We start from the raw sequence: 6,985 nt of genomic DNA, 5'->3' as shown, positions 1-6,985 counted from the left end.
CAGATGCGAAATATATTACTATTCATTTTTATGTCAAGCACATATTTTATATTTATAGAGTTCCACTCTCCGAAAAAAGAAACCATTTGACTTTTCCTGCACTGACCTGTTAAATATCCGAACTTGTGTTCAGCCAATATTTCAAGAACATGGAGTGATTGAGCAATAATCCTGAAACGAGTTCAACGATACAGGATGACACGTGTCATGCCGAACTTGTTTCGGCATCTATTCTACATCGGCATCTATTCTATAAATTGGGGGGACATCCGAATGAAACGGCGAACTTTTTTGCAGGGAACGGTGGGAGGAGCGGTTTTTTTCTCGGGATTGATCCTGGGGTGCGCATCAAAAAAGGAATACGACCTTCTGATCACAGGAGGGGTGGTATACGACGGCACCGGCAGTCCGGGCCGTGAGATGGATGTTGCGGTGAAAGGCGACCGGATTGTGAAGATCGCGCGGAAAATTTCCAAGGATCGCGCCCTCGATGTCATCGAGGCCGCCGGAATGGCGGTTGCGCCCGGATTCATCGATCCCCATACCCATACCGATGTTCATCTCCTGGCCAACCCAAAAGGTGAAAGCAAAATCCATCAGGGGGTGACCACGGAAATCGGCGGAAACTGCGGCTTTTCGCACTTTCCCCTTTCAGACCGGTCGTATGAAGAAACTAAGAAGAATATCGACAGGGAATTCAGCGTGGAAGTGACCTGGAGGGATATGAAAGGATTCATGGCGCGGCTGGAGCAAGGGGGAACCGCGCTCAACTTCGGAACACTGCTCGGCCAGGGGAAACTCCGTGACTTTGCAATGGGACCGAATGACCGCCCGCCTGCTCCCGCGGAGCTGGAAAAGATGAAAGCGGTGGTGCGCGAATACATCCAGGCGGGCGCCCTGGGATTATCGACCGGCCTGATCTATGTTCCGGGGAGTTTCGCCAAAGCCGACGAAATCACCGAGCTCTGCCGTGAGGCTGCCAAGCTCGGCGGCGTCTACGCCACCCATATGCGGAGCGAGGAGGAAGGCGTCCTCGATGCTATCGACGAGACGCTCACCACCGCCCGTGATTCCGGGGTCAATCTTGAGATAGCCCACCTGAAAGCCAATTATCCCCGCAACTGGTCGAAGATAGACCAGATGCTCCCCGTTCTTGAAAAGGCGGCCAGAGAAGGCATTCCGCTTCAGGCCGACCGCTATCCCTATATCGCATCCGCGACAGGGCTGGACAGCTTCTTTCCCCAGTGGGCGCGCGAGGGAACCACCGCCGATTTCATGGCCCGCCTGCGCGACAAATCACTGGACGGTAAACTCCGTCAGGCGCTGAAGGAAAAAGAAGCCAGGGCAGGCGCCTGGGATAAGGTGGTCATCTCTTCGGTTCTCCTGGACAAAAACCGTTCCCTGGAAGGCAAAAACATCCTCCAGGCCTCTGCCGAGGCGAAAAAGTCTCCCTATAATTTCATGCGCGACCTTCTGCTCGAAGAGGAAAACCATGTCTCCATGGTGCACTTCGGCATGTGCGAGGAGAACCTGAAGCGGTTCCTTGCCCATCCGCTGGTGATAGTCGGCTCGGATGGCTGCGCGGCGGCCCCCTACGGCGTCCTTGGGAAGGGGAAGCCCCATCCGCGCTTTTACGGCACATTTCCGCGGGTGCTCGGGAAATATGTCCGTGAGGAGAAGGTGCTCACTCTCCCGGAGGCGGTCAAAAAGATGACATCCCTGGCTGCCTTAAAATTCGGCCTGGCGCAGCGGGGGAAGATCGCAGAGGGGTACTTCGCCGACCTTGTGGTGTTCAACCCCGATATGGTCATCGACAAGGCTACCTTCGAGAATCCTCACCAGTATCCGGAAGGCATCCCCCACGTGGTAGTGAACGGCCAGCGGGTCATCAATAACGGAGAGCATACCGGGAAACTGCCGGGGAAAATTCTGAGAAAAGTCTGACTTATGCGTGTGAAAGACCTTTGCTTTTTTCGTGAAATAGAATATTTTTAGTAAATGTTCGATTGACAGACATTTTTTTCATTGACTTATACCAAAATATATGTTGTTTATCTTCGCTGTTGAAAGGACCTTTACAATCCGGTAATACTCTTATAACCCGGCAGGTGTGAGGTGGGGAAGTCATGCCGCCCCACGTGTTCGATTCACAAACGTTTTAAAGGGGGAAGGTATGAAGAAAAGCACCATTATCTGTATGGTAATTTCTCTGTTTGCCCTGACCGTTCTGTGGACAAGCGTTGTAATGGCGCAGGCTACCGATAAACCGGTCACGCTCGCAACCATTCTTAAAGCCGCTGGTGTTCCGCTGACCGCAGACCAGGATAAAAAGCTGAAAGACATCGACATAACCCAGGGACGCGCCGCGTTCCAGGGAATTAACGCAATGTTCGCCGAAAAGCAGACGGAAGCGCTCAAAGCGGCGCTCGGGTCGAGGCCGGGACGGAATAACGGTCCGGAGACTCCCCGCTATATCAACCAGTTGATTATTCTGGAAAAGGCCGCCTGCCCCCTGACCGAAAAACAGGTCGCGGCGCTCAAGGCGCTCCCGAATGAAACTGGCGCCAATCAGAAGGTGATGGATCTTCTCAACGACAAGCAGAAAGAAGCATATCAGAAGGCTTTTCCTCCGAGACAGTAGTTCCCCTCACCCCCTTGCCCCTCTCCCATTTCCGACGGTCTTGGGAGAGGGGAGGGTCTACGAATGTGAAACTATATATCAAACCTGGCGCCTCGCTTTCATATATTTCTTTTGCTCTTACCTCCCTCAAGTTTCTTATAATGTCAACGGCAAGATAACATAACTCGGTGAAACTTTTCCTTGACAATAATTGAATTGTATGCTATTTTTGTGTCATAATAAGTATTATAAGTAGTATTATATCAAGAATAACAATAAGTTGAGAATGACATCATTTATGACATCAAAAAAGACATATCTCAGGACGCACCCCTGGCTTTCCTTTTCCGTTAATCTGAGTGCAGCATCGCCGAAGCTTTGGATCATGCTGGGAGAATGCCAGTCAAAATGCGAGCATATCGCCCGCGTTCCGCTCCGCCCGGATACCGCCCGGCAGTTGCAGCGGATCTATCTGGCGAAGGGAGCGCTCGCCACCACCGCCATCGAGGGCAACACCCTTTCCGAAGAAGAAGTGCTCCGCCATCTGGAAGGGAAACTGGAACTCCCCCCTTCGCGGAAATATCTCTCACAGGAAATCGACAACATCGTAGAAGGATGCAACCGCATGCTCCAAGAGATTTCCGAGGGTTCTATTCCCGTCCTGACCCCAGCGCGAATGCTTGAACTGAACCGTCTCGTGCTCCGTAACCTCGAAGTGGAGGAGGGAGTGGTTCCGAGTGAATTGCGCAGCCATTCCGTGCTCGTGGGGAGGTATCGCGGCGCTCCTGCAGAGGATTGCGGATACTTGCTCGAAAAACTCGGTGAGTGGCTGAATGGCCCCAATTTCTCCGGCGAGCCTGTTCTGCGCATCTCCTACGCCATCATCAAAGCCGTCCTTGCCCATCTTTATATCGCCTGGATACATCCTTTCGGCGACGGAAACGGGCGCACTGCGCGCCTCATCGAGTTCCAGATTCTCATTTCTTCCGGAATTCCTGCCGCCTCCGCTCATCTTCTGAGCAACCATTATAACCTTACCCGCAGCGAATACTACCGTCTGCTCGACCGCGCCGGGAAATCCGGCGATGTCATTCCGTTCATCCATTACGCTGTGCAGGGGTTCCTCGACGGCCTCCATCAGCAGCTCGACATCATCTGGCGGCAGCAATGGGATATCACCTGGCGGAATTTTGTCCATGAGTTTTTCAGGGACAAGACCTCCGAAAGCGATGTCAGGCGGCGTCATCTCGTCCTCGACCTTTCCCTTCAGGCGAAGCCGGTACTCCTGTCCCAAGTACCGCTCATTTCCACACGGCTCGCCCAGGCTTACGCCAGGAAAACTGAACGGACGATGATTCGGGATTTGGACTTTTTACTGAAGGCCGGGCTGGTGGAGAAGACCGTAGAAGGTTTCCGGGCCAGGCGAGAAATTATTCTTGCGTTCCGGACGCCAAGAGCGCAGTGAACCCATTCGGCATGACGCGGTCACCCTGAACTCGTTGCCGTTTCGCGGGAACGATAAATCCGTTTCGGGGTCTCAGTGATATAAAACCGCTTTTTCACAAACCTCTAAAAACTATTGACAAAAAGCTGCCGTTCCCGTATATATAATTATACGGAATTGTTTTAAAAATCCTCCCATTTGACAGAGAAAACCATAGAGAAAAAAGGAATATCATGACCACATCAACAGACATCATTTGCGCCGCAGGCGGCAGGATTGCCCTGGAACCCGTCCGGCTCTCCGAGAACGCCCTCACCGTCCTTTGCGCCCGGTATCTGAAAAAGAACGATAATGGAGAAGTAGTCGAGGAGCCGCAGGATATGTTCCTGCGGGTAGCGAAGGTTGTGGCCGGTGCTGAGGAGCTCCTGGGAACGGGCGAACTGGCCTGCGATTCGGAGGTGCTTTTCCATAACCTGATGGTCAGCGGGGAATTCATGCCCAATTCCCCGACCCTGATGAACGCCGGCCGTGAGCTGGGGCAGCTTTCCGCCTGTTTTGTCCTGCCCATCGACGATTCCATGGACTCCATCTTTCAGTCTTTGAAAGACGCCGCGCTCATCCATAAAAGCGGCGGGGGTACGGGATTCTCGTTCTCGCGGATACGGCCGAAGAATGACATGGTGAAATCCACCCGCGGCATATCGAGCGGCCCGGTGTCGTTCATGGCGGTCTATGACGCCGCCACAGAGACCATCAAGCAGGGCGGCACCCGTCGCGGGGCGAACATGGGCATACTGCGAGTCGACCATCCGGATATCCGCGAATTTGTCACCTGCAAGCGCGACACCACCCGTTTCACCAATTTCAATATCTCGGTCGCTGTCACCGATGATTTCATGGAGGCGGTGCGCAATGACCTCAGCTACAACCTGGTCAATCCCCATGACGGCAGGGTAGTGAAAGCCGAGAGCGCCCGTGACATATTCGCGCTGATTGTGGAGAACGCCCACGCCACCGGAGAACCGGGAGTGATTTTCATCGACCGGATAAACGCAAAGAATCCATTGCCGCACCTTGGCCCTATGGAATCCACCAATCCCTGCGGGGAACAGCCCCTTTTGCCCTATGAGTCCTGCAACCTGGGGTCGATCAACTTGTCCCTTATGGTCATAGAAGAGGAAGGGAAACCCACGATAGACTGGAAACATCTGGGGAGTGTAACCCACCTGGCGGTACGCTTTCTGGATAATGTTGTCGAGGTGAACCGCTATCCTCTCCCCATAATCGCCGAGGAAACAAAAGCGAACCGTAAGATCGGGCTGGGAGTCATGGGATTTGCGGACATGCTGATCAGGCTCGGCATACCTTATGATTCAGAGGAAAGCGAACACATCGCCGAAGAAATCATGTCCTTCATCGACCGTGAATCCAAAGCGGAATCGACACACCTGGCGGAAATCAGAGGCGCTTTCCCACGGTTCGAGGGGAGCATTTATGATGTTCCGGGAGCAAAACCTCTCCGGAATGCAACCACGACCACCATCGCGCCGACCGGCAGCATCAGCATCATCGCCTCCTGTTCCAGCGGGATCGAGCCGATTTTTGCCCTGGCGTACCGGCGGAATATCCTCGATGGAAAAAGCCTGGTCGAATTCCATCCCCTGTTCCGCGAAATGGCCGAGGAGGGGGGCTTCCTGACCGATTTCGTGCGGAAAGCGATCGCCGAATCGCCCACCATATCCCACATCGATGAGATACCCGCTTCGGTGAAAAGGATTTTCCGCACCGCTCACGATATTTCCGCCGACTGGCACATCCGTATCCAGGCAGCTTTTCAGCGATTTACCGATAACGCGGTCTCCAAGACCATCAATTTCCCACAGGACGCCACCGTGCAGGATGTGGCTAACGCCTATATGAAAGCCTGCGATGCGGGTCTCAAGGGGATCACCATCTACCGCGACGGCTCCCGTGAGGGGCAGGTCCTCATGATGGAAAAGGCTTTAGAGACGGAGGAAGCGGAAGCGCATGCCCATATCAAACCCCGCCCCCGCCCCTCCATCACAGTCGGCGCCACGGAGAAAATCCTGACCGGCTGCGGAAATCTGTACGTAACAGTGAACCGTGACGATAACGGACTCTGCGAAGTGTTCTGTCAGATGGGAAGGTCCGGCGGATGTACTTCGAGCCAGTCTGAAGCGATCAGCCGTCTCATCTCTCTGGCGCTCCGCAGCGGAGTAAACCTCGATGAGATCGTCTCCCAGCTCAAAGGGATACGGTGTCCCTCGCCGATATGGCAGAACGGCAGGCTTATCGTATCCTGTGCTGATGCGATTGCCACCTCTTTGTCGCGGTATCTTGAGTCGAACGGGAACCCCGTTCACGAGATACCGGTTTTCACCCAGGATGCCGATTCTCTCAATATGGCAGTGAAAACGATTACCCGGAAAGAGCGGAAACGTGAAATGGCCGGAGTCTGTCCCGACTGCGGCGGGGTGCTCGAAAACGCCGAAGGATGCCTGGTCTGCCGGGTCTGCGCCTATACGAAATGCGGGTAGATCGGTCACTTTTAACAACGGGATATTTTTGACCGCTTCCAACCTCCGCGCCGCTGAATCCGGATTTCCCCTTCCGGCTTTTTTTGCGATTGAAACGAATGAAATAAATTTTATCTTGACAAAAGTGGTATTATCACTATTTTATATCCATATATTCATATCCATACCTCACCCCCTTCCCCTCTCCTAGTCAGGCGAGGGGTGACTCGGGATTACAATGCTTGAACTCCATAAAAATATTGTTCTTGATGAAAACAAGAAACCGATAGCCGTTCAAATTCCGATTGAGGAATTCCAACGCTTGGAAGAGGTCATTGAGAACTATGGTTTGGCAAAGCTGATGGATGAAGTAACTTGTGATGA

At 53.3% G+C, this 6,985-nt stretch carries 5 protein-coding genes; all 5 read left to right on the top strand.

What is annotated here, in order from left to right:
* Positions 1 to 273 precede the first annotated feature (273 nt).
* Positions 274 to 1,944 carry a D-aminoacylase gene (locus Q8O92_07970; GenBank protein MDP2983250.1) on the top strand — a complete coding sequence of 557 codons (1,671 nt, stop codon included), beginning with the start codon at positions 274 to 276 and terminating at the stop codon, positions 1,942 to 1,944.
* A gap of 229 nt (positions 1,945 to 2,173) precedes the next feature.
* Positions 2,174 to 2,641, top strand: a complete 468-nt coding sequence (locus tag Q8O92_07965; GenBank protein ID MDP2983249.1) for a hypothetical protein — start codon at positions 2,174 to 2,176, stop codon at positions 2,639 to 2,641.
* Positions 2,642 to 2,918: 277 nt separating this feature from the next.
* Positions 2,919 to 4,085, top strand: coding sequence for a Fic family protein (locus Q8O92_07960; protein MDP2983248.1), 1,167 nt, complete (start codon positions 2,919 to 2,921; stop codon positions 4,083 to 4,085).
* A 212-nt stretch (positions 4,086 to 4,297) separates the two neighbouring features.
* Entirely contained in the window at positions 4,298 to 6,622 is a 2,325-nt protein-coding gene (locus tag Q8O92_07955; protein MDP2983247.1) for a vitamin B12-dependent ribonucleotide reductase, read from the top strand.
* Positions 6,623 to 6,839: 217 nt separating this feature from the next.
* Positions 6,840 to 6,985 (top strand): hypothetical protein (locus tag Q8O92_07950; GenBank protein ID MDP2983246.1); only part of this gene is annotated, 146 nt, incomplete at its 3' end.

Source organism: Candidatus Latescibacter sp. (assembly GCA_030692375.1).
In the GTDB taxonomy this organism is placed as follows: Bacteria; Latescibacterota; Latescibacteria; order Latescibacterales; family Latescibacteraceae; genus JAUYCD01.
The sequence above is the reverse complement of the archived record's forward strand: the minus strand, read 5'-3'. Positions and strand labels throughout refer to the sequence as shown.

Bases quoted from the DNA above. Each gene is read 5' to 3' on its own strand.
- Q8O92_07965 (MDP2983249.1), top strand. From the start codon at position 2,174: ATGAAGAAAAGCACCATTATCTGTATGGTAATTTCTCTGTTTGCCCTG.
- Q8O92_07955 (MDP2983247.1), top strand. From the start codon at position 4,298: ATGACCACATCAACAGACATCATTTGCGCCGCAGGCGGCAGGATTGCC.
- Q8O92_07970 (MDP2983250.1), top strand. From the start codon at position 274: ATGAAACGGCGAACTTTTTTGCAGGGAACGGTGGGAGGAGCGGTTTTT.
- Q8O92_07960 (MDP2983248.1), top strand. From the start codon at position 2,919: ATGACATCAAAAAAGACATATCTCAGGACGCACCCCTGGCTTTCCTTT.